Here is a 22,270-nt window from a genome sequence, read left to right on the forward strand (position 1 = left end):
GGAAAGGTCTCGCTGCAAAAGCTCCTGTAACTAATTCTACTGTCTTCCCAAATTCTCAGCCTAAAAACTATGCACAAGTTGTTATGTCGGAAACATTGGCCCGGCCAATACAGGCACTACTGGATAAATGGAACTCCTCCGGTTACCAAACCTATAACTGTAGATACTTCTCAATGCCTTACCCCTCAAAGAAAGGAAGCAACAGAACACCTATACAAGCTACCATTTATTCCGCAGTTGGCCAATATCCTGAAGAAGGCGGAAGACCGATCGCTACCAAAGAAACTACCCTAGACAACTGCCTTATACTTAAAACACTAAAGGAAACAGCTTTTGAACGGGCAGGTATCCCGCTACCCCACCAGCCTGAGGCGTTTTATTGCTTGTTTTCAGAAATCGGGGGCAAAACGGTTTTTCCCGCATCTGAAAAAGCTGCGGTCCGTACAATCCCCACCTATTTAGACCTAGAGTATATGACCATATCTTTTTACGGGGCGGCCCAGTCCGTGACCGGAAGCAAGCATTTAGTAACCTTGGAGAACGGGAAGCGCATTCTGCTGGACTGCGGCCTCACCCAGGGCATGGGCGAGAAAAGCGAGGAGCGGAACCGTTCCTTTGACTTCGAACCCGAGAACCTGACCTGCCTCATCTTGTCGCACGCGCACATTGACCACTCTGGCCTAATCCCGAAGCTGGTGCGCGATGGCTACCAAGGCCCCATTTACTGTACGCCCCCTACCCTGGAACTCTGCCAACTGCTGCTCCGCGACAGTGCCCGCATACAGCAGAACAACAGCAGCACAGAGCCACTTTACACCGAGGAAGACGCCGAACAGGCCCTGCAGCAGTTTGTGACCGTGCCCTATGATGAGCCTTTCCAGATTGACGAAGACATTGAACTGCTTTTCACCGATACCGGCCACGTACTGGGCAGCGCCGCCATCAACCTGAGGCTGCAGGACGAGGGCCGCGAGCGCACCCTGTGCTTCAGCGGCGACATCGGGCGCTTCGCCAACCGCATTCTGAACCCGCCGCAGGCCTTTCCGCAGGCCGAGATCATCATCTGCGAGTCTACCTACGGAAACCGCGTGCATGACAGCCTGGAGAACACCGAGGAGCGCTTGCAGAAGATTGTGCAAGAGGTGTGCGTGGAGCGGCAGGGCAAACTCCTGATCCCGGCCTTCAGCATTGGGCGCACCCAGGAACTGATCTACTCGCTTAACTACCTGGCCGAAGAAGGCCGCCTGCCCGAGGTGAAAGTGTTCGTGGACAGTCCCCTCTCGGTGTACGCCACCGACATCATGCGTGAGAACCCGCAGTACTTCCGTGATTCCATGCAGGAATACATCAAAGACGACCCAGACCCCTTCGGGTTTCCGCAACTGACCTATATCACTGAGGTGGATGACTCAAAAGAGCTGAACAAAATAGAGGAACCGTGCGTGATCATCTCGGCCTCTGGCATGATGGAAGCCGGCCGTATCCAGCACCACCTCAAAACCAACCTGCCAGACCCTAACAGCGCCGTGCTGGTGACCGGCTACTGCGAGCCCTCTACCCTGGGCGGAAAACTCATGAACGGCGCCGACAAAGTGCACGTGCTGGGCGAAGAGGTAGAAGTGAGAGCCGAGATGATGATCATGAAGGAATACAGCGCCCACGCAGACTACGGCGACATTGCTAAGTTTCTGCACTGCCAGGACAAAGAACAGATCCAGCGCATCTTTCTGGTGCACGGTGAAAAATCTGTGATGGGCCAACTCAAAGACGACCTCACCGAGCTGGGTTACCAGAACATTGAGATCCCTGAGTTCCGGTTGTCTTACGTGGTGTAAGCAGCGGCTTACCTTTCACGCAAGCAAAAATGCGTTTGTCGGCAGTTTTCATGAAAACTGCCGACAAACGCATTTTTGCTTCTCCTTCTCCTGACTGGCTACTACATTTCTGGCCTTCTTTTTTGAAAAGAGCCTTGCAATCCTGGACTAGTCAAATCATTATGCCGCTATGGCGTGGAAGCGACTTTTGTGACTTCACGCATAAGCGAACCCAATAATTGCTTCAAGTCAAGTTTGGGGCAGCTGAGCTTATCTACTTCAAAATCTCAGGGTTTTGTAATGTATTCCGAAAGGGCAACCACAAGGGATTGCGCATACAGGAATTTACCTTGCCTTTTATGGAGAAACTATGCCGCAGATTTATTCCTGCACCGAAAATGGCCTTTGGCGGCTGTTTTAGATAAAATAGCTGCCATACGCATTCTAGCTCCTCTACATGAAAACATCAAGCCACGACAGTTCTTCGCCATAGGCAAAGGCTCAGCAGCGGGCGAACCAGAATTAACGGTACTCGCTAACCGAAGCCAGGGAAGATTTAGGCCTTCTTTTCAGGAAACGGCCCCAAAACGTCTTCCTTACCTTAGTCTTTGAGCACGGCGTAGTGCGGGTCTTCCAGGATATTCACGTCAATCACCGCATCGGCGTTCTTGAGCAGGGTCAGGCAGTCGGGGCTCAGGTGGCGCAGGTGCAGCTTCTTGCCGGCTTTGTGGTAGCGCTCCGTGAGTTTGTTCAGGGCTTCAATACCCGACATATCCGCTACGCGGCTGTCCTTGAAATCAATGATCACTTCCTCCGGGTCCTGGGCCACGTCAAACTTCTCGGTAAAGGCGGCCACTGAGCCGAAGAACAACGGACCGTACATCTCATAATGCTTCACGCCGTTCTCATCCAGGTACTTCCGGGCCCTGATGCGCTTGGCACTCTCCCAGGCAAATACCAGCGCCGAGATAATCACGCCTATAAGCACCGCCAACGCCAGGTTGTGCAGCCATACGGTAATAACGGCTACCAGAATACCTACGAACACATCATGCCGGGGCATCTTGTTGATGATCCGGAAGCTGATCCACTCAAAGGTGCCAATGGCTACCATGATCATCACGCCCACCAGCGCCGCCATAGGCACCCGCTCAATAAACGGCGCGCCCACCAGAATAATCACCAGAATGGTAAGCGAGGAGACGATGCCCGCCAACCGCGCCCGCGCCCCAGCCGATAGGTTCACCAAGGTCTGGGCAATCATGGCGCAGCCCCCCATTCCGAAGAAGAAGCCGTTGAGCAGATTAGCGCTACCCTGGGCTACGCTTTCGCGGTTCCCGTTGCCGCGGGTACCGGTGATCTCGTCTACCAGGTTCAGGGTCAAAAGACTTTCCGTGAGGCCCACTCCGGCCATGATCAAGGCATAGGGGAAGATCACCTGCAAGGTTTCCAGGGTCAACGGAATCTGGGGAATATGGAACGGAGGCAAGGTACCGCTCACCGAGGCGATGTCGCGCACCAGTTTGGTATCAATCCCGAAGCCCATCACTACACAGAAAACCACCAGAATGGCCACCAGCGAGGGCGGCACCGCCTTCGTGATTTTAGGCAGCAGGAGAATGATGGCAATGGTCAAGGCTACCAATCCCGCCAGGATGTAGAGCGGGCTCCCCATCAGCCAGGTAGACTCGCCGTTCACCACGGTCTTGAACTGTTCTACCTGTGACATGAAAATGATCACGGCCAGTCCGTTCACAAACCCGAACATGACCGGCTGCGGCACCAACCGGATAAACTTGCCCAATTTGAACAAGCCCACCAGAATCTGCAGGATACCGGCCAGGGCCACCGCCGCAAACACGTATTCCAAGCCATGCGATTGCATCAAGGCAATGAGCACCACGGCCGTGGCACCAGCCCCGCCAGACACCATGCCGGGCCTTCCGCCTAATACCGCTGTTACCAAGCCCATGATAAAGGCCGCATATAGCCCCACCAATGGCGGAAACCCGGCTAAGATGGCAAAGGAAAGGGATTCCGGGATCATGGTCATGGCCACCGTAAGCCCCGCCAGAATCTCTATTTTATAATCTACTTTTTGACTGAAATCAAATAAACGCAAGTATGGCTTCATCTAAAAATCACGGATAAATCTATACGCTACCCACATAGAAGACGCAACAGGCTATTAAGAGCCGGCCCCTCCTATTCGGGCAAACAGAAGTGAAAAGGTTTAAGTTATAGGGCATGCTGAACCTGCGCCCTTACGTCTGGGCAACCTTGGTCACGGTGGGGTAAGCGCAACGAATAAGGGGAAAATAGTCATGACAGGCGCAAAAGTACTACTTTCCCTCCATATGGTACTTCCTGGCAGGATTAACTGATCTCACCTTCCAAGCCAATTGCAGCCGTAAGCAACAGGGGGATAGGGATGGCTCCTTTACTTTCCCCGCTCCCCAAATGGCTGGCTTCTTTTTCATCTTCCTGGGCTAGTCTCCTTTTTCCACTCAATCTTCTCTCTGTTCAGGAAAGCTTAAATGCCAAAGGCCACCTCTGCAGAGGTGGCCTTTGGCATTTAAGCTGACAATACCCTGCTATTGCTTTACCACTCTGGTGGTTGATTTCCCAGAAGCCGTGTGGACCTGTACATAATAAACCCCAGCGGCCTGCCCTGCCAGGTCAAGGGTGATAGGTGTACCGGCTTCTACTTTTACCTGACGTTGAGACACCGCTCGGCCGCTGCTGTGAAACAGCGTTACAGTTACAGAGCCGCTTTGCTCTGCAGAAGTGAGATAGACCTTGTCTGGGGTTGGATTTGGATAAGCCTCATGAGATGCCTGCCCTGCAGCGGTTTTACTTCCCTTGACCACAATAACCTTTGAGTGTTCAAATTTGCCATCAAAGTCTACCTGCTTCAGGCGGAAGTACAGGATGCTACTAGATTTGGTGGAAACAGCCGTTTTATAGGCCTGGGCGACAGCCGTGGTACCGGCTCCTTTTACTTTCTCGCCTACCGCCGTAAAGTTTTTCCCGTCTTCGCTCTGTTGCACCTCAAAAAAGTCATTCTCCTTTTCTGAGGCCGTGGCCCAAGCCAGGTTCACCACCTCTCCAGATCTGCTTCCCGTGAAACTGGTGAAAGTCACCGGTAACGTTCCTGGGGTGGAAGAAGAGGTAATCTGAAAATTGTCTATGGCTAGGTCATCGTCATTCTGTCCTGAATTTCCGGCGTTGTGCGTATCTACCAACCGGATAAAGAATTCTTGCCCTATGGCTACTTGTATGGGAAACTCCACAACATGCGTTTCTGCTTTATTGGAAAAGACACCTGGAATGGGCTGCCATTCTTTGATGTCAGTAGTATACAAGACATTTTCCAGGTTTGAACCTACCTGGTAAGACAAAACTAACCCATTCCCAGCTTTTGCATCATGGATTAACTTAACATCAAATTCTATCTTCATGGACTTGATTTCAGCACCGGTATCATTTTTAACCCTAACCCCATAGTACCCAATAGGATTACCCTGGTTCCCGGTTGAGAACCCGAAGGATCTGTCTCCTACCACAGCAGGATTGTGGATGTAATTCACCAAGGACATAGGAGTAATCTTTGGATTGGGAGAAGCATCAGGGAGGCTGTTCGTGCTTCCCACCATTTTTGGGGGTAACAAAGGAGGGTTTGTTTGCACAGGGTCTTGCAAGGCGTACCACCCTGCCAGTGTTTGTGGCATACCATTGCTCCAGGTTATAGTAGCACTGCCTGTATTGGCACTGGCAAGGTCATTGAAGTCTTGGCGGTAAAGCCCAGTGGTTAAGCTTATCTGAGCAGCGCCCTCAGTTTGCAAAGCCAACAAGCTTGAGAACAATAGAGCCGACTTAAAAAGGGTAGACAGGTTTTTCATGACGGGAAGGTTAGAAACTAGGAATTGATTTAACTACTCTAATAATTAATGTAACTTTTACATTAAATTCAGTAAATAATTCCTAAACTTCTACTTTCCTACATTTGTACCTACATTAATATTCTATTAAAAAATTTATATAATTTCTTTCTTTTTAATCATAAATAAAAAATCTTGCTAACTACCCTAGTTGCTTAAAACCCCACTTTTTAACATTAATTATTTTGATAGTTGCCATCAACTACTTCAAAATAATGATATTTGCTTATCTAAGAGCTCTAAATTTTATTTAAAAGTTCCTACTTAAACAGGTATATTTATACAACTTTTTAACAAAAAATTCGTGCTATAGCCGTCAATCCGAACCACAAAGTTAAAAAACCACCTCACAGTTGAATGAAACAGTAAGGCACTTTTCCTCGGTTAAATCCACGCTACTGATCCCATAAAATAGGTTGGCAGCAAATTCTCCCTTTGGCATGATTCACAAGTAGTATCAGAGCTCTTTAGCTTTCAAATGCCAGCTCCCGGCGAGGAGGTAGATGCTTTACAAGCCAATAGTCTTTGTTAAGCTTCTTCGTTTCCATACACCTTTTTGATACCTTCGGTGCCCTTGGCCAGAACCACATTTCTCCGGACCTAAATTTTTAATACTACAAAAAGATAGCCCCCGCAAAAAAAGGAAAAGCCACCCTAGACAGAGGTGGCTTTTCCTTTTTTTGCGGGGGCTTAAGGCTTATTGCTTTACAATCCGCGTAGTCACTTTCCCACTATCCGTTTGCACCTGCAGAAAATAAACACCTGCCGGTTGAGAAGACAGATCAAAAGTGATGGGGCTATCAAACCCTAGGGAAACCTGCTTCTGCCCTACTAGACGTCCGTTGCTTTGGCTAAGAGTCACCTTGGCCGGTCCCTTCAAGCCAGCAGAAGAAACAGATACTTTATTAAAAGTAGGGTTAGGGTATACCTCTAAAGAGGCGCCATTGCTCTTTCCCCCATTTACCTTGATCGCTATCACTTTAGAAGACTCAGATTTACCGTCAAAGTCAACCTGCTTCAATCTATAGTACACCGTTCCTTCCGGAGCAGACGCATCAAGGAAGTTATAGGCAAGCACTGCATGGCTGGTGCCGTTCCCTTTGACTTGCCCAATACTGCTGAAGTTCTTGCCGTCTTGGCTGCGCTCTACCTGAAAATAATCATTGTCCTTCTCAGAGGCGGTGGCCCAAGTCAGGTTCACCGCTCCTCCTGATCTGCTCCCCTTAAAGCTGATCAACTCTACCGGAAGCGTCATTTGCTGTGAATTTAGAGAGTTGCCCCCGGCAAAAGGAGAAAAGGACCTGAAACCGTCTCTGGTTAGACTATAAATTCCTTTGCTTTCAGTTGCAATTAGTGAGGGTCCTACATCCCAAGTATCATTTTCAAAGTGGCCCAAATGAAGTTTAGTAAGATCTAATTCATTCGTCATAGATGCTTTGGTCCACTGCAGAGTAACTTCCATATTACTTACTTCAGTACTTGGTTCTTTTTCAATAAACCAAGTATTAGCCACCACTCCCTTATCTAATAGCACCCCACCTGTGCCTTTAGACATTACATAATCAGAGGCACTTACATTAAAGAAGCCACCGGAACCTCTTTTAAGACTTAATTTAATGGCAGCGTACCGCACCCCTTTCACTGATCCTGTGTTAGCAGCACTAGTAGTAGTAAGTGTACCCAGAGGAATCGTCACCGTCTCCCCTTCCTGCATCTTGAACTTCACCTTACCAGTACCCATGGCAATTATAAAACTGGAGGTATCAGCCACAATGCTATTAGGGTTATCAATTATAAGGTTCCTGTTACCAAGGTCTAGTCGACCTTTCCCTTTTAATACCAAATGCCCCTTCACATGGATATTAGATGATCCCATCACATTTTTAAACCCCCTACTGTTCCCGTTCCCGTCAAAAGTCAGGTTTCCGTAGATCACTGCATTTGAAGAAGCGCTTGAGGGAGCGTCTGTGTTATACACAATGGTACTGGTTGGGTCTATCTGCCCAAAGGAAGGGGCTGTGGCGCTATTGACGATAAGAGTTGCCCCGGCTTCCAAATCAATGGTAGCGGTCAAGTTGGCATTTAGGGTCAATGTTTTGCCTGCCTTTACGACCACTTTGGAATTCGTGCCGCTAACAGTCAATGCAGATGCCAGGACCGCGTCATGTTGTACATTGAACTGCTGTCCGCCATGCGTGAAATCAAGACTTGGCTCCCCATTTCCCGTTGAACTTGAGTTCCAGGTGGCTACCTCCGTTAATACCCCTGCTATTGTGTTGAAAAAAACGGTTGGGGCAGGATTGATTTCAACATTGTCAATAGCCAAGTCGTCTTCATTTCCAGAGCTATTTGCAGCAGCGGTATGCTTATCTTCAAAACGAATAAAAATTTTTTCGCCAGGATTTAGCTCAATCCCGCTAATAAAGGTGGTAATGGAGGCAGACCTAGCCTCTAAATTAGAAATAGCAAATGCTTTACCATCCACATTTTTGATTTGAGACCAAGTTACTCCTGGTGCATCATTGATGGACGTCACGTTAGACCCTATGGCATACCCTATATTTAATGAATGAGGAACTGGATTGCCTTTCCGGTAGATAGCCTTGAGCAGGAATTTCACCTGCAACCGGTAAAGGGTATTGCCGGTCATATTGGTGAGTTGCACCCCGTAGAATGCATCTATGCCTTTAGATCTAAAACCTAATGCCTTGTCACTTGTACTTTCATTATTTTTGTCAACTGTACTTTCATTATAACATATCAGAGCACCACCACTGTTAAATTTATTTACATCAAATCCTACCTCTCCCTTTACTTGTGAAGGAACCACCCCTCCTACTAGGGCATGCCAACCTGTTACGTTATAATTGTCACCCCAAGAGACATAACCTGTAGTAGCAGGCATTTTGCCATTATCTATGCCATCAAACCTTTGTATGTATCCTGAAGGGGTTATAATCGGTTCCTGAGCAGCGACTGTAGAAGGGAAAGTAAGACAACAGGCGAGAAATAGAGCAGAAACAACTAACCAATGCAATAATTTCATAACAGATTTAATGTCCTTTCAACAATTTAGTATTCAATTATTATTATCTATAACTAACACCACAAAGTTGGCAAGACTTAAAATCAATTCAATCTTTTAAAATATATAACTATTTTAATCATCACCCTTATTCAGCCCTATAAACTTTAAAAACATTATTAAATTATTAAACATTAAGTTATATCAATATAGCTAATCGGAACATTTAAACGCTATCTAATACATACTCAATCCAATCTTCATCTACTACTACAACCCATCCATCTACTTATAAGAATATATAAAAATTCTTCATAAATTTTTATATATTCTTATTTAGATACAGAACCCATTTGGAATATCTAAGGAAAAGCATATACTTGAGGGCAATCCTTTACTGGATATATCCTAAAATACTATAGTAGCCACTTGGGCACAGGTACAACCACATATTCTACCGCCAGCCACGTTCCTTCTGTAGCACAACTAGTTATACTACAAAAGGAACGTGGAAAACATAGATAAATAGGAGAATAAAGCTTAACTACAAATGGTTTGAGTGGCTTGCTTATAGAACAACCTTATTAAAGGACAAGCGACCACTACCTATCCTAAAGCCAACAAGGCAGAGCCGTGGCTTTTAAGGGTTCAGCCACTTGAGCAGTAGTTAGAATAGGGAAATGTGTAACAGGAGCAGTATAGTTACCACTATTTTATGAAAGCTAAGAAATAGAAACCGTTATACAATGAGCTCCCAAACACAATTTGAAAACCACAAGCTAATGATTTATAAGGTTTTGCAGAAATAAAGAAGGAAAGAACAGAGGTATTTATTTCCAAAAAAATCATCACCCAAAGGATATTTCATATTATTCAATGGTTTTATTAAATTTAAAGCCGTGATACATTTTTCTTCAGTGAGATAATTCTCTTTTTGAAAGGAAGATCAAAGTACCTCTTTTTCATTTTATTGTTTAATGGCTAAAAGGGAAAAATAGGCCTAAAACGCCATTGGACCCACTTTCCGACCTTAATTATAAAAGAAAGGCATAAAACAAGCCGGACTCTTTATAAGCTCAGAAGAGGGAAAATTGGTGTGAACTGAGTCCAAGCGCGAGTGGCGGGTAAAACTTTTTTAAGAGACAGTTGAACCATTGGCAAAGGGATTAGGTTACGACAAAGCGCAGCACAAGGTTACGCACCTACTTGTCTTTAACATAAAAAGGATTGACTATGCGATCAACTAATTTCAAAAAAGCGGTTTCTTTCTTTGCCCTTGCCTCTGTCTTTTCCATGGCTGGTTGCCAAAAAGACGAACTTTTAGAAGAGACGGCCATGGCACCTACACCTCCTGCCACCTCTTCCAAAGCGGTTGATGGCAAGTACATTGTAGTGTTGAAAGATGGAAGCACTGCTTCTGCCCCAGAACTAAGAGACCGTTTGTTCAAGAAATTAGGCATTGGCCGGGACCGGGTTAGCGATGTGTTCAATGGCGCCGCTGATGGGTTCACGGGCAACCTGAGCAAAATTGAGGTTCAACAATTATTGCAAGATGAAAACGTAGCCTACGTAGAGCCTGAGCAAGCAGTATTGCTAGGAAAAGCCTCTACTTCCTCTACTACCTCTACTACCACCTCCACCTCTTCCCAGTCTATTCCATGGGGAGTAGCCAGAGTAGGCTACGGCGATGGAACCGGTAAAACCGTTTGGGTGATTGACTCTGGAGTACAATCTTCACACCCAGACCTGAACGTAGACAAAACTCGCAGCAAATCCTTCATCTCTGGCGTGACTTCTTGGGAAGACGGCTATGGCCACGGCACCGGGGTTGCTGGTGTGATTGGCGCTAAAAACAACGGTGTGGGCGTGGTTGGCGTTGCTGCCAATGCCACCATTGTAGCCTTGAGAGTATTTGACGATGCCGGAGCAGGTACCCTTACCCGTATCTACTCAGCCCTCAACTATGCCTATACCAATGGCAAGCCTGGTGATGTGGTGAACATGAGCTTGCGCGTGGCTGCCTCCACTATGCTAGATGACCTGGTAAAGAAAACAGCCGCCAAAGGTATGTTTGTAGTAGTGGCCGCCGGTAACAGCTACGTTGACTGCAAAAACGACTCTCCGGCCCGCGTGGTAGCACCTAACGTCTTCGTAGTGTCTAACATGAACTCCTACGGACAATTCAGCTCCTCTTCTAACTTTGGGGCCTCAGTGACCAACTCAGCTCCAGGCACTGATGTACTTACCACCTGGACTGGCAGCGGCTACCGCAATGGCACCGGCACTTCTTTTGCCGCTCCGCACGTGGCCGGTATCCTGGCTCTTTCTGGAGGAAGAGTAAATTCCCAAGGCTTAGTAACCAACGACCCAGACGGCAAACCAGATCCTATTGCCCTGAAATAACCAACCATTCAATACCAAAGAACAAGGCCCACCATGCAAATGGTGGGCCTTGTTCTTTTATACCATTTTATGAGGCGTAGCCCCAGCAGAAGCACCAGCGTATATATACTGCTCTTATCTTTTCTGGTCCTGGCCAACAACGGTTTCTGGGCTGTTTTCCTTATGAGGGGATAAAAACGTCTTTACCCTAGCCCGAGGCAGCTTGCTTCTATACCTCCTGGAATATATCCCGCGAAGCCTTCCGGCAGAAAGCCTTGGCCCAGGGTTTTGCCCTGGCCGCCATCGTCAGATTCCGGCATCAAGCCTGCCGTCAACTGGCTACCCCACCAATATCATCTCCCGGCTGCCGCGCATCAGCTTAAGATGCATCACCTCCTGTGTTCAACCTTTTTCGCCAAAAGAGAGTATTGAAAATACGATAACCCTTTCTGCTGTAAACCAGAAGGTTGAAAACTGACTTAAACCAACAACTATGAAAAATCTACAGGCATATTTTTTCGCACTCATGCTGGTGCTCACGCTCACCTTTTCCAGCTGTGACGTGATTGGCGACATCTTCCAGGCAGGTATGTGGACCGCGGTCATCATTATCGTGCTCGTGATCCTGCTCATCACCTGGCTTTTCCGGAAGATCCGGAGGTAATAGAGAACCAAAGTAACAGAGACCCAACTCTACTTTTACTCACCCCGCTTATACACAGAGAAGGCCACCCGTCAAGGTGGCCTTCTCTGTGTATAAGCGGGGTGTAGACTTATCAGTTTTAGCTTTTACGCTCTGGCATGGTACCCATGATCCAATCCCAAAGCGGAGAGGAAACACCATACGCGCGTTCTGGGTCTTTGTAGTGGTGAATGCTGTGGTGGATCCAGAGCTGTTTCAAAAAGTTCTTAGGCGGGGCGTAGGCATGTACCGCATAGTGCACGAACAGGTAAAGGGCGTACCCGAACAGAAAACCCGCTACCAAGCCAAACACCAAGGTACCGAAGATCAGTTTGAACACGAAAAAGAAAAAAGAGGCCACAAACAGACTCACAATAGGAGGCATGGCCAGACGCGTCTTGTCTTTGGGGTAATCATGGTGGTTCCCGTGAAACGTGTATTGGATGTTCTTCTTGAAGTTATTGGTAGGGGCCATATGGAAGATGTAGCGGTGCGCCAGGTACTCTACCAACGAGAACAGCAGCCACCCTGCCAGAAACAGCCCTATCGCTGAAACCACATCCAGAAAACCATACTGAAAGCCATAGAAAAGCAGGCCAACAGCAATCACTAAAAAGATGGTGATTGGAAGCGCAATGTGGGTATGGGTAAGCCGCTCCAGTACCGGATTCTTGAAAATAGTAGCTGATCCTTTATGATTCGGTTTCATAGTAAGTAGAAAAATTAATTGAATCGTTTCTTGCCGTGAAACGCGCAAAAATAACTAAAATTATCTAGACCTATTCACTTAGCTGGGTAGAAGCACCAGTTATATACCGGGCTATTTCCCTTGCCACGGCAGAGATGGAGGCCCGCCCAGCCTCTACCCCACAAGAAGCGCGCCGATAAAATAGTTCACGTTGACTTAAAGTATCCGCTAGGTACTGGTGGAGTTGCAAGGGGGATTTATCGCGCAGCAAAGGCCTTGCCTGCAGGTCAAGGGGGGTCAGTCGGTCCACCAACTCCTGCGGGGAAAGCCTAAGGTAAACTGTTGTGCCAGTAGCCACCATAAAGTCCATGTTACCGCAGAAGCAGGGGGCGCCGCCGCCGGTGGCCAGCACGATCTGCTCGGGCCGGGTTGCCGCCTGGCGCAGGGCACGGGCTTCGGCCTCCCTGAAATAAGCTTGCCCGTGTTGCTCAAACACCTGCGGCACCGTTAGGCCTTCCTGCTCCTCCACCAGGGTATCCAGGTCCAGAAACACGTAGCCAAGTTGCTGGGCCAGCACTTTTCCCACGGTAGACTTCCCGCAACCGGGCATGCCCACCAGAAAAACTTTTGACTTCTTTGGGTCCAGGGCAGAGAGAGGCATAGGTAAAAAAGGATAAAACTAGTAAGCAGGAGACAGGAACGAAGCCATGGCATACACCCTGAAGACGAGCTTGTGCGTTTGGCCACTCGTCCTGTTTGAGGCTTGTTTTCAAAGAAACCAGCTTAAAACTGTTCCCAGATAGCGTGGACTTCGTTGCGCGGGTTTCTCTACCGCACCAGAGACTGCACTTCCTGCAGGCTGGGCACATCATTATAATGCCATTTGCCTACCACCACGCCGTCTCTGAACAGCAGCAACCCTGGGTTGGCCCTGATCATGGTTTTGAGCACCGTAGCGTCTGCGAAGTAGTAAGGGGCCGACAGGTTGACCTCATGCCGGAAAACGTCAAATTCCTGGCTGCTGCTGGAGGTGATCACCACCGGCACGATCTTAGGAGACTGGTTGTTCTCCACGCCGGCCAATAGCCGGTTGATTTCTGCAAAGCTTTCATGATCGGCTTTGTTCACGTCTTTCACCAGTACCAGCAACCGGTTGCCTGAGAACATCTCTTTGGTGAAATCGCCCTGGTCATTCCAGACGTTGAAGTCGGTGATCTTGGGCCCGTCTTCTGGGTTGAGCGGCACCATCTTCTTGAAAGTATAGGTGGTATCTGTGGGGTAGGTGTCAAAGGTCACCTCTTTGCCGCCTTTCTCCATGATGTACTGGTACCGCAAAGGGGCTGAGGGTTTCATGAGCTGCGGGATGTTGGCGCCCTTGCGGTACGCCCTGAAATCCAGGAACGGCTCATGCTGGTAGGCATACACGCTTACTACCAATGAAAAAAGAAGGGACACCGCCACAATGGTACCGGTTACGCCCCGGTTTGTCTGTCCCAGAGACACCAGATGGCGCTGCGTGAACAGCAACACCAGCAGCAGCACCAGCAAGATCACATCTTTCCCAAACGACTGCCAGGGCGTGAGTTTGATGGCATCACCGAAGCAGCCGCAATCGGTCACTTTGTTGTAAAACGCCGAATAGAAGGTGAGAAAGGTAAAGAACAGGGTGAGGAAGAAAAGCAACCACAGCACCGTGTTCAGCCGCCACCGCACCAGCAGGGCCACGCCCAGCACCACTTCCAAGGTACTCAGCAGAATAGACAGGTACAACGCGAACGGCTTAAAGGACAGGAACACCGTGGAGAAGTCAGCGGAGAAGACCTCAAAGTACTCTTCCAGCTTGATGGCGGTACCTACCGGGTCATTGAGCTTGATGAGCCCAGAGAAGATGAACAGGCCGCCTACCACGACCCACGCGAAACGGCTAAGCAGACGGAGTGCCATGGTGCGGGTAGTTTAGTTTGATCAAGCAGAAAACAGCGTAGTTGAGCATATCACGGTAATTGGCTTCCACCCCCTCAGACACCAGCGTGTGGCCGGCGTTGTCTTCTATCTGTTTGGTGCGGTAAATCTTCATCAGAATCAGGTCAGTCATAGATTCCACCCGCATGCTGCGCCAGGCCTCCCCATAGTCATGGTTCTTGTCCTGTTGCAGGGCATGCGTTTTCCGGATCTCCTCTTCGTACAATTCCTTCACCCGTTCCACGGGCAGCGCCTGCTCGGTCTCGCCCTGGGCAATCAGCTGTTCCTGCATCAAGGCAATCACGCAATAGTTCACAATGGCCACAAACTCAGACGTGATGTCATCCTGTATCTTCTGGGTGCCTTTTTCCTGGATAGACCGTATGCGCTGGGCCTTTATGAAGATCTGGTCAGTGAGCGAAGGCAGGCGGAGAATGCGCCAGGCCGTTCCGTAGTCCTGGGTTTTCTGCAAAAACAGACGCTGGCAGGCCTCTATCACGCGGTTGTATTCTTGGGCGGTTTGGTGAATCAAGTTTTTCGTTTTACTTTTATAGGAATTGAAAAAACGGGCTATTTGAAGGCGAAAGATACACCTTTTTACAAAAAGATTACCCTCAACTGTGGCGGCAGAATCGTCTTGCTGCAGCAACCCGCGGTAATGGGTATCCTCAATTTCACCCCAGATTCCTTCTACGCCAACAGCCGTATGCAAAGCGTGGAGCAAGCCGTGGCCCAAGCCGGGAAAATGCTAAATGAAGGCGCCACCTTCCTGGACATTGGCGGTTATTCTACGAGGCCGGGGGCACCCGAGGTTACGGAACAGGAAGAGCTAAATCGCGTAATACCCATTATAGAGGCGCTGTCTAAGGCCTATCCAGAGGCGCTGCTGTCCATTGACACGTTCAGGGCCCGGGTAGCGGAAGCGGCGGTACGCCACGGGGCGCACCTGATCAATGATGTTTCCGGGGGCACGCTAGACCAGGATATGTTCGCTACCGCTGGCCGGCTGCAGGTCCCGTACCTGCTCATGCACATGCGGGGCACACCCCAAGACATGGCTAGCCAGAACCAGTACCCCAACGGCCTGGTAGAGGAAATGGTCTCTTTCTTTGCCGAACGGGTAGCGCAGCTCAGGGCATTAGGCGTGAAAGACATCCTGCTGGACCCCGGCTTTGGTTTCGCAAAAGATATAGACCAGAATTACCAGGTGCTCCGCCGCCTTAAAGAACTGGAGATGTTTGGGTTACCCCTTCTCATTGGGCTATCGCGCAAGTCTATGACTTACAAACCTCTGAAAGTAGGCCCAGAAGAAGCCCTCACGGGTACAATTGTTGCTAACACCCTGGCGTTACTGAACGGTGCAGACATTCTGCGGGTGCATGATGTGAAGGAGGCGGTCCATACCATTAAGATTGCAAAAAAGATGCTGACAGCGTGATACCATTGTTTTCCATAGGGTTTTTAGAGATAGAGTGGCTGGACATCATTGATGTCTTGCTGGTGACGGTACTATTGTACCAGCTCTACAAACTCCTGACGGGAAGCGTGGCGCTGAAAATCTTCCTGGGCCTTTTATCCATCTACCTGCTCTACCTGGTAGTAAAGGCGGCCGGCATGGAACTGCTCACCATCATTCTGGGGCAATTCATGGGCGTGGGTGTTTTGGCCGCCATTATCGTATTCCAGCCCGAAATCAGGCGTTTCCTGCTCATGATTGGCAAAACCACCGCCTTCAACAACGAGCGCCTGTTCAAGAGCTTTCCGTGGCGCCGGTCAGAGAACGTAGACAAACTCTCCATCACCCCTTTCATTGAGGCTGCCAAGTCGCTGGCCGGCAAGAATACCGGCGCCCTGATCGTCTTCGCCCGAAGCTCTGAACTCCGCTACTTCGCCGAGTCTGGTGACGCTATTGACGCCATGGTCAGCAAGCGTCTGCTCATCTCCATCTTCAACAAGAACAGCCCTCTGCATGACGGCGCTGTCATCATCCAAGGCAACCGCATCAAGGCAGCCCGCTGCATTCTGCCTGTGACCGAAAGCAACAACGTACCCGCCTCCATGGGCTTGCGTCACCGCGCCGCCATCGGCCTTTCAGAGGTCACTGACAGCGTGGTATTAGTGGTCTCTGAAGAAACCGGGCAGATCTCCCTGGTGCGCAACGGCGAAGTTTTCCGCAACCTTTCCGCCGCCGACCTCCGCTCCAAGCTCAACCACTTCCTCTTTGACATTGAGCCCAAGGTAGTAGAGAAAGTAGCCGCCGCTTGATTGATTGATTGATTGATTGATTGATTGATTGATTGATTGATTGATTGATTGATTGATTGATTCTGGTTGTCACTTCTCTTTCCAGTATCCGGGAAATTCCATGTCTGCTTCCTACCTAACCTGCCCTTTACCTGACTTAAATCCTAAATTTTGTCTTCAGGTAACCTCTCCGCATTTTCTGTTGACTCTTACGCAGGCCTACGCTGCCCCAACGCTGGCGCGAGTTTGCAACTCGTGCCTACTGATGCCGGGTAGTCTCCAGACTACCCTCGCTGCCTTGCAGTGAAACCATGTGTCCGGCCACTCGTTTTACCCCTGTTTTCTAAAAACTCTCCCGAAACCCGGAGATCGGCAAAAACTTCGTACTTTATGCCGCTAAACTCCTTGAACATGACCCGCCACGCTTATCTGTTTTCTTGCCTGCTCCTGCTCCTCAGTTTTTCTTCTATCGCCCAATCTTCTAAAAAAGAGAAAACAGACCAGAAACTGACTCAAAAACTACAGGCCCTCACCAAAGACTTTCAGGGAGACGTGGGCATTTACGTGCGGCACCTGAAAACCGGCCAAACGGTGGCCATCAACGCAGACACCCTCTTCCCTACCGCCAGCATGATCAAGGTGCCTATCATGGTGGGTGTGTTTGACAAAATGGAGAAAGGCGAACTGAACCCCAAAACCATCCTCCGCTACCGCGATTCCCTCTACTATGCCGGCGAAGACCTGGTAGGCAATTTCAAAGACAGCTCTACCGTGGCCCTGGGCAAGATCCAGATGCTCAGCATCACCACCTCAGACAACACGGCCAGCCTCTGGCTCCAGCACCTGGCGGGCACCGGCACCGCCATCAATGCCTGGTTGGAGAAAAACGGTTTCCAGCACACCAGAATGAATTCCCGCACCCCGGGCCGCCGCCCCAACTGGGTCAAGTACGGCTGGGGCCAGACCACTCCGCGCGAGATGGCCACGCTGGTGACCATGATCCGGGAGGGCAAAGCGGTAAGCCCGGCGGCCAGCGAGCGCATGTACCGCAACATGGGCCGTATTTACGTGGATGAGGTGGCGCTCTCCCAGATTCCGCCCTACGTGCACACGGCCTCCAAGCAGGGCGCCGTGAACCAGTCGCGGTCTGAGGTGGTGCTGGTGAACGCCCCGCACGGCGACTACGTGTTCTGCATCATCACCAAAAACCAGAAAGACGAGAGCTGGCAATACCACAACGCGGGCTACGACCTCATCAGAGCCGTCTCCAAAACTCTCTGGAACCACTTCGAACCTAAGTCTGACTGGAAACCAGCCCCGGGAGTAGAGAAATACTAGCGCTTCCGGTGTCTTTTACAGAAAACAGGCTTTAAACGGGCAGGCATACCCGCAGACGTTTTTCCGTTTACAGCAGATTTATCCAAACCAGCGGCGAAACGATCAAGCACCAAAAAGCCTCCCCTTCTGCAGAGTGCGCAGAAAGGGAGGCTTTTTGGTGAAAAGAATTTCAATGCGGTCCTGGCTTATACCTTAGACAGAGCAGGGGCCGATAAGTGGAAGATATCTTTCAGCGCCCGCCGGGCCGCATGGAAGCCGCACATGCCGTGCACCCCTCCACCCGGCGGCGTGGACGAGGAGCAGAGGTAAAGTCCTTTCCTGGAGGTTTGGTACGGCGACAAACTCACCACCGGCCGTGTGTACAGTTGCTCCAGATCAATGATGCCACCGTTGATGTCACCACCGATGTAGTTGGGGTTGTGGGCCTGCATCTGGGCGGTGTTCATGGTGTGCCGTTCCAGGATCAGATCTTTGAAACCGGGCGCAAAACGCTCTATCTGGCCTTCAATGGCCTGGGTCATGTCTACCGTGGAGCCGTTGGGCACGTGGCAGTAGGCCCAGGCGGTATGCTTTCCTTTGGGGGCGCGGGTTGGATCAAACAGGCTCTGCTGCGCCAGCAACACAAACGGTTTCTCCGGATGGTACCCCGTGGCCGTGGCCTTCTCTGAGGCGGCTATCTCTTCCAGGGTGTTCCCCAGGTGGATGGTTCCGGCCTGCCGGCATTCTGGCGCAGTAAACGGAATAGGCCCGTCCAAGGCCCAGTCCATCTTGAAAACCCCCATGCCGTAACGGTACCGGTGCAACTGCTTCCGGTAGAGCGGCGAGAGTTTCTCCTCGGCTATCTCCAACAATTGCTTCGGAGTCACGTCCAGCAGCACGGCCTTGCTGGAGGGCAATTGCTCCAGCGAGGTCACGTATTCCCCGGTTTCTATCTTGCCGCCCAAACTCTGGAAATAAGATGCCAGCGCGTTCGCTATCTGCTGCGACCCGCCCTTGGGAATGGGCCAGCCCTGCAAATGCCCTACCGCCATCAACACCAGGCCAATGGCCGAAGTAGTGAGGTTAGACAGCGGTTGGATGGAGTGGGCCGCCATGCCTGCCCACAACCCGCGGGCTTCCTGGGTCTTAAACCGGTTGGCCAGAAAGGTAGCCGAGGTAAGGGCGTTCAGACCGAAAGCCGCCATGTCAATGGGGTGACTAGGAACCCGCAAAGGCCCTAACACATCTGGGGCCATGCCTGGCCAGCTCTTCACCAAAGGCTGCATCAGGTTCAGGTACGCCTGCTGGTCCTGCCCCAGCGCCTGCGCCGTCTCTGCCAGGGAGCACGCCAGGGCTGCGGCCGTGCCGTTGTCAAACGGGTGAGCCGCCGACAGCGGAGGATATAGGAACTCCAGCCCGTGCTCCTGCAGCGGCAGGGTCTTGAAAAAGGGAGAGCCCGCCGCCAGCGGATGGATGGCCGAGCACACATCATGCACAAAGCCCGGCAACGTTAACTCCTGCGAACGCAGACCGCCGCCAATCTGATCTTTGCCTTCTAGCAGGAGCACTTCCAAACCGGCCTGCTGCAGGGTAATAGCCGCCGCCAATCCGTTAGGCCCAGAGCCTACCACCACCGCATCATATTGAGTTGAACCCACGCCCTTGTATTTTTAGTTTCCTGATTCTTCCTGTTAAACTACGCAGCACGTCCTCATGCTTTACCCTGTTTTCTTCAAAACATGCCTAAAAACAGATTCCCGTTCTTGCGTATAGAAAAGACAAGCTACTCATTTTTTCTATGTCAGACGCGCCTTTTCTCCCGCTTTTCCCGCAGCTTACGCCCATTCTGAGCAATGTGACGGCCCTTGATTTTGAGACCACCGGGGTGAGCGGAAGCAAAGGAAGGGTGATTGAGATAGCCGCCATCAAAAGCGCCTACGGTAAGATCATTGGCCGGTTCCATACGTTGGTCAAGCTGAAAGGCGAACTTCCCCAGAAGATCACCCAGATCACCGGCATCACCTCTGAAGACCTGGTCAACGCCATGGAGGAACGCACTGCCTTCTCCATCCTGCGGGAATTCATCGGTGACAGCACCGTGGTGGCCCACAACGCCCCGTTTGACCTGGGGTTTCTGTACAGCACCTACCGCCGTCTCAAGCTGCCCCCGGCGCACCACCCGTTCCTGGACACGCTGTCGGTATGCCGGTTGCGGCAGCCTTCCCCGCGCAGCCTCCCCGACATGTGCCAAGTGTATGGCATTCCGCTGACCAGGTGGCACCGCGCCCTGCCAGACGCCACCGCCACCTGGCACCTGCTGCACCGCCTCCATGAGGAAAGCCCCCTGGACGATATGCGCAACAAACTGGTGTTGAACCCCAGATACGGCACGCCCTTCTGGCTGCCTCCGCTGGCGGAAGTCCTTTCCCCGTCACCCGTGCCACCATCGCCCCAGGAAGTCACGCTCCCGCATTCCGGGAAATTCCCGGAGGAAGACCAAACCCGGCCCTGATTACCCGGGCTTTTTCTTAAAAGAAGGCAAAACCAGCGCTTCTCCGTCCTCACCCGGTGCTATTTGGTACTTCCCGTTCTCAAAACAGGTATTAATTCCGCCTACCTGCCTTACCTATAATCGTTTAAGCTAGACTCGGGAAGAAGGAGATAAGGCAAATGCCTGATTATTTCCTCTTTCCCGAAATCTATTATTCGCTAGAAAAAGGAGAAGGAAATGGAAAGAATGCGGTGGATATGGATGGTTCTCTTGACCGGGTGGTTGGTTTCCTGCTCCTCTAAGGAAGACACGCTGGAAGAGATGGAGCAGGAAACGGGGTTTCTGTCTCAGGCGGTGCACCCCCTGCGTACTACCCAAGACCTGGACCTGCTGCTCAATGAAATCGGCAACAGCCAGTATGTACTGCTTGGGGAAGCCTCGCACGGCACCTCTGAATTCTATACCTGGCGCGCCGATATATCTAAAAGGCTGATTCAGGAAAAAGGATTCAACCTGATCGCCGTGGAAGGAGACTGGCCCGCGGCATATTCGCTGAACCAGTACATTCAAGGCCGGCAGGGCGGCACGGCCCAGCAGGCGTTACAGGCTTTTCGCCGGTGGCCTACCTGGATGTGGGCAAACCAGGAAGTGGCTGGGTTTTCTGAATGGCTTCGGCAGCACAACCAGACGCTGACCCAGAACCAGAGGGTGGGCTTCTATGGCATGGACGTGTACAGCCTGTGGGAATCACTGGAGGAGGTAAGGGCCTACATGGAGGCCGCTGACCCTGCCATTGCCCAACTGGCGCGGGAGGCCCAAGCCTGTCTGGCGCCTTATAACCAGGATGAGCAGCGGTATGCCCAGGCCACTGACCAAGGCATTTCCTGCGCCCCACCCCTGCAACGGCTGCTAGAGGCGGTGCAGGCGCACCGGGCCAGGCAACCGGCCAACCATGAAGCAGCCTTTAACGCCGAACAGAACGCCTTGGCAGCGGTAAACGCAGAACGGTATTATTACCAGATGCTCCGCAGCAACGTCACCTCCTGGAACCTTCGGGACCGGCACATGCAGGAAACGGTGAACCGGCTGGTGGCGCAACGGGGCCCCGGCGCTAAGATCATTGTGTGGGCCCATAACACCCACGTAGGCGATGCCCGCTACACTGACATGGTGAACAGCGGCACGGTGAACATTGGGCAGCTACTCAGGGAGCAGCACGCCCAGAAAGGAGTCTATCTGGTGGGGTTTGGTTCTTATGAAGGAACGGTGGTGGCGGCTACTTCTTGGGGGGCTGCTACCAGAACCATGACGGTTCCGCCGGCCCAGGCAGGCAGTTGGGAGGCGCTCCTGCACCGGCATAGTGCCGAAAACAAATTACTCTTGATGCGGGAATTACAGAACAGCCAGGAGGTCCTCAAACCCCGCGGCCACCGCGCCATTGGCGTGACCTACAACCCCTCTTCTGAAAGAGGCAACTATGTGCCCACGGTCTTGCCCCGCCGCTATGACGCATTTCTGTTCATTGACAGGACCACTGCCTTGTCGCCGCTCTAAAGCGAATTTACCTTTTAGACCCGGAAAGCCAAGTGCTGGGTTTCTACCCAAGGCCACGGCCCCCCCCTTGGCAAGGGAGTGAAAAAGTTTCAGTAAAAGGGGGAGCCTTACAGCTCCCCCTTCTTTTTTTGTTGTTTTTGTTGTTTCAGTTTTAGAGGCTTTGTCACACC

The 22,270-nt window shown here is 50.9% G+C and carries 16 protein-coding genes; 8 read left to right on the top strand and 8 right to left on the bottom strand.

What is annotated here, in order from left to right; all coding sequences use genetic code 11:
• The first annotated feature begins 473 nt into the window (after window positions 1–473).
• Entirely contained in the window at window positions 474–1,835 is a 1,362-nt protein-coding gene (locus FOE74_RS11720) for an MBL fold metallo-hydrolase RNA specificity domain-containing protein (protein ID WP_149098815.1), read from the top strand.
• A 580-nt stretch (window positions 1,836–2,415) separates the two neighbouring features.
• Here FOE74_RS11720 and FOE74_RS11725 read toward each other — a convergent pair.
• From FOE74_RS11725 to FOE74_RS11735, 3 genes are all read right to left on the bottom strand, one after another.
• Window positions 2,416–3,948 (bottom strand): SulP family inorganic anion transporter, encoded by a 1,533-nt coding sequence (locus tag FOE74_RS11725; protein WP_149098816.1) that lies wholly within the window; start codon window positions 3,946–3,948, stop codon window positions 2,416–2,418.
• A gap of 460 nt (window positions 3,949–4,408) precedes the next feature.
• Window positions 4,409–5,545 carry a T9SS type A sorting domain-containing protein gene (locus FOE74_RS11730; protein WP_225840784.1) on the bottom strand — a complete coding sequence of 379 codons (1,137 nt, stop codon included), beginning with the start codon at window positions 5,543–5,545 and terminating at the stop codon, window positions 4,409–4,411.
• Between the two features lie 907 nt (window positions 5,546–6,452).
• Entirely contained in the window at window positions 6,453–8,801 is a 2,349-nt protein-coding gene (locus tag FOE74_RS11735; RefSeq protein WP_149098818.1) for a T9SS type A sorting domain-containing protein, read from the bottom strand.
• A gap of 1,212 nt (window positions 8,802–10,013) precedes the next feature.
• On the opposite strand from FOE74_RS11735, the gene FOE74_RS11740 reads away from it, so the two are divergent.
• The gene (locus FOE74_RS11740; protein WP_149098819.1) at window positions 10,014–11,183 is read left to right on the top strand and encodes a S8 family serine peptidase; all 1,170 of its coding nucleotides are present in this window, start codon (window positions 10,014–10,016) and stop codon (window positions 11,181–11,183) included.
• Window positions 11,184–11,655: 472 nt separating this feature from the next.
• Complete coding sequence (locus tag FOE74_RS21215; RefSeq protein WP_188686744.1) at window positions 11,656–11,826, top strand: hypothetical protein; 171 nt, start codon at window positions 11,656–11,658, stop codon at window positions 11,824–11,826.
• Between the two features lie 118 nt (window positions 11,827–11,944).
• On the opposite strand, the gene FOE74_RS11745 is transcribed toward FOE74_RS21215, so the two are convergent.
• The 4 genes from FOE74_RS11745 to FOE74_RS11760 form a co-directional block, all read right to left on the bottom strand.
• Window positions 11,945–12,553 (bottom strand): sterol desaturase family protein, encoded by a 609-nt coding sequence (locus FOE74_RS11745; protein WP_149098820.1) that lies wholly within the window; start codon window positions 12,551–12,553, stop codon window positions 11,945–11,947.
• A gap of 70 nt (window positions 12,554–12,623) precedes the next feature.
• The gene (locus FOE74_RS11750; protein WP_149098821.1) at window positions 12,624–13,193 is read right to left on the bottom strand and encodes a shikimate kinase; all 570 of its coding nucleotides are present in this window, start codon (window positions 13,191–13,193) and stop codon (window positions 12,624–12,626) included.
• A gap of 167 nt (window positions 13,194–13,360) precedes the next feature.
• A complete protein-coding gene (locus tag FOE74_RS11755; protein ID WP_149098822.1) occupies window positions 13,361–14,476 on the bottom strand; it encodes a BT_3928 family protein in 1,116 nt (371 codons plus the stop codon).
• Window positions 14,457–15,026 carry a DUF1599 domain-containing protein gene (locus FOE74_RS11760; RefSeq protein ID WP_149098823.1) on the bottom strand — a complete coding sequence of 190 codons (570 nt, stop codon included), beginning with the start codon at window positions 15,024–15,026 and terminating at the stop codon, window positions 14,457–14,459. Before FOE74_RS11760 ends, FOE74_RS11755 begins: the two co-directional genes overlap by 20 nt.
• A gap of 42 nt (window positions 15,027–15,068) precedes the next feature.
• On the opposite strand from FOE74_RS11760, the gene folP reads away from it, so the two are divergent.
• The 3 genes from folP (at window position 15,069) to FOE74_RS11775 (ending at window position 18,076) form a co-directional block, all read left to right on the top strand.
• On the top strand, window positions 15,069–15,932 hold the full coding sequence (folP, locus tag FOE74_RS11765; protein WP_225840785.1) for a dihydropteroate synthase: 864 nt from the start codon (window positions 15,069–15,071) through the stop codon (window positions 15,930–15,932).
• Complete coding sequence (gene cdaA, locus FOE74_RS11770; RefSeq protein ID WP_149098824.1) at window positions 15,929–16,759, top strand: diadenylate cyclase CdaA; 831 nt, start codon at window positions 15,929–15,931, stop codon at window positions 16,757–16,759. The genes folP and cdaA overlap by 4 nt, the downstream gene beginning before the upstream one ends.
• A gap of 369 nt (window positions 16,760–17,128) precedes the next feature.
• Complete coding sequence (locus FOE74_RS11775) at window positions 17,129–18,076, top strand: serine hydrolase (protein ID WP_225840786.1); 948 nt, start codon at window positions 17,129–17,131, stop codon at window positions 18,074–18,076.
• A gap of 185 nt (window positions 18,077–18,261) precedes the next feature.
• Here the strand turns inward: FOE74_RS11775 and FOE74_RS11780 are convergent, their stop codons facing one another.
• The gene (locus tag FOE74_RS11780) at window positions 18,262–19,713 is read right to left on the bottom strand and encodes a phytoene desaturase family protein (protein ID WP_149098825.1); all 1,452 of its coding nucleotides are present in this window, start codon (window positions 19,711–19,713) and stop codon (window positions 18,262–18,264) included.
• A 140-nt stretch (window positions 19,714–19,853) separates the two neighbouring features.
• Here FOE74_RS11780 and FOE74_RS11785 point away from each other — a divergent pair, with 140 nt between their 5' ends.
• Both FOE74_RS11785 and FOE74_RS11790 read left to right on the top strand, forming a co-directional pair.
• The gene (locus FOE74_RS11785; RefSeq protein WP_149098826.1) at window positions 19,854–20,567 is read left to right on the top strand and encodes a 3'-5' exonuclease; all 714 of its coding nucleotides are present in this window, start codon (window positions 19,854–19,856) and stop codon (window positions 20,565–20,567) included.
• Between the two features lie 216 nt (window positions 20,568–20,783).
• Window positions 20,784–22,100: an erythromycin esterase family protein gene (locus tag FOE74_RS11790; RefSeq protein ID WP_225840787.1), complete on the top strand. Its 1,317-nt coding sequence runs from the start codon at window positions 20,784–20,786 to the stop codon at window positions 22,098–22,100.
• Window positions 22,101–22,270 lie beyond the last annotated feature (170 nt).

This window comes from Rufibacter glacialis (genome assembly GCF_008271745.1).
Classification (GTDB): Bacteria; Bacteroidota; Bacteroidia; order Cytophagales; family Hymenobacteraceae; genus Nibribacter; species Nibribacter glacialis.

What these genes read in the sequence shown, in the direction of transcription:
- FOE74_RS11720 (WP_149098815.1), top strand. Translation starts at nt 474, where the DNA reads ATGACCATATCTTTTTACGGGGCGGCCCAGTCCGTGACCGGAAGCAAG.
- FOE74_RS11725 (WP_149098816.1), bottom strand. Translation starts at nt 3,948, where the DNA reads ATGAAGCCATACTTGCGTTTATTTGATTTCAGTCAAAAAGTAGATTAT.
- FOE74_RS11730 (WP_225840784.1), bottom strand. Translation starts at nt 5,545, where the DNA reads ATGCCACAAACACTGGCAGGGTGGTACGCCTTGCAAGACCCTGTGCAA.
- FOE74_RS11735 (WP_149098818.1), bottom strand. Translation starts at nt 8,801, where the DNA reads ATGAAATTATTGCATTGGTTAGTTGTTTCTGCTCTATTTCTCGCCTGT.
- FOE74_RS11740 (WP_149098819.1), top strand. Translation starts at nt 10,014, where the DNA reads ATGCGATCAACTAATTTCAAAAAAGCGGTTTCTTTCTTTGCCCTTGCC.
- FOE74_RS21215 (WP_188686744.1), top strand. Translation starts at nt 11,656, where the DNA reads ATGAAAAATCTACAGGCATATTTTTTCGCACTCATGCTGGTGCTCACG.
- FOE74_RS11745 (WP_149098820.1), bottom strand. Translation starts at nt 12,553, where the DNA reads ATGAAACCGAATCATAAAGGATCAGCTACTATTTTCAAGAATCCGGTA.
- FOE74_RS11750 (WP_149098821.1), bottom strand. Translation starts at nt 13,193, where the DNA reads ATGCCTCTCTCTGCCCTGGACCCAAAGAAGTCAAAAGTTTTTCTGGTG.
- FOE74_RS11755 (WP_149098822.1), bottom strand. Translation starts at nt 14,476, where the DNA reads ATGGCACTCCGTCTGCTTAGCCGTTTCGCGTGGGTCGTGGTAGGCGGC.
- FOE74_RS11775 (WP_225840786.1), top strand. Translation starts at nt 17,129, where the DNA reads ATGCCGCTAAACTCCTTGAACATGACCCGCCACGCTTATCTGTTTTCT.
- FOE74_RS11785 (WP_149098826.1), top strand. Translation starts at nt 19,854, where the DNA reads ATGTCAGACGCGCCTTTTCTCCCGCTTTTCCCGCAGCTTACGCCCATT.
- FOE74_RS11790 (WP_225840787.1), top strand. Translation starts at nt 20,784, where the DNA reads ATGGAAAGAATGCGGTGGATATGGATGGTTCTCTTGACCGGGTGGTTG.